Here is a 304-nt window from a genome sequence, read left to right as displayed (position 1 = left end):
CAAGCCCCCTCGCCACAAAATCAGCTTTCCATCATCAAGAAGGAATATTTGATGCGCATCATCCTCTTCAGCAGCCAGACCTACGACCGCGACAGCTTTCTCGCCCAACCGCTGCCCGAAGGCATGCAGCTGCAATTCCAGCCGGCCCGGCTGAACCTCGACACCGTGGCCCTGGCCGAACACCACGAAGTGGTCTGCGCCTTTAACAACGATGACCTCAGCGCCCCGGTGCTGGAGCAGTTGGCCAGCGGCGGCACCCGCCTGATCGCCCTGCGTTCCGCCGGCTACAACCATGTCGACCTGC

Annotated in this window: 1 pseudogene; it reads left to right on the top strand. The window is 61.8% G+C overall.

The features are described 5' to 3' along the window. Nucleotides 1-51: 51 nt before the first annotated feature. A pseudogene (locus HX846_RS37455) lies at nucleotides 52-304 on the top strand (2-hydroxyacid dehydrogenase); the annotation flags it as partial.

It is taken from the genome of Pseudomonas sp. K5002, assembly GCF_013386655.1.
In the GTDB taxonomy this organism is placed as follows: domain Bacteria; phylum Pseudomonadota; class Gammaproteobacteria; order Pseudomonadales; family Pseudomonadaceae; genus Aquipseudomonas.
Note: the sequence above shows the minus strand (reverse complement) of the source record. Positions and strands in the feature narration are given on the sequence as shown.